This window comes from Pseudomonas sp. BBP2017 (assembly GCF_003024385.1).
Classification (GTDB): Bacteria; Pseudomonadota; Gammaproteobacteria; order Pseudomonadales; family Pseudomonadaceae; genus Aquipseudomonas.
Map to the genome: position 1 here is coordinate 1 of NZ_PVZN01000054.1, position 255 is coordinate 255.

The following is a 255-nucleotide window of genomic DNA, read 5'->3' on the forward strand; positions in this document are numbered from 1 at the left end:
AATCGAATCAAGCAATTCGTGTGGGTGCTTGTGACTCAGACTGATAGTCAAAAAGATTATCAGCATCACAAGTGACTGCACGAGAAGTCGAAAGACTTCGAATAAGTCATTTGAGATTGCTGAGCCAAGTTTAGGGTTTTCTCAAAACCCAAGCAGTATTGAACTGAAGAGTTTGATCATGGCTCAGATTGAACGCTGGCGGCAGGCCTAACACATGCAAGTCGAGCGGATGAGAAGAGCTTGCTCTTCGATTCA

The 255-nt window shown here is 44.3% G+C and carries 1 rRNA gene; it reads left to right on the forward strand.

Annotated features, from left to right (window positions below):
• Window positions 1-160 precede the first annotated feature (160 nt).
• A 16S ribosomal RNA gene (locus tag C6382_RS23785) occupies window positions 161-255 on the forward strand; the annotation flags it as partial.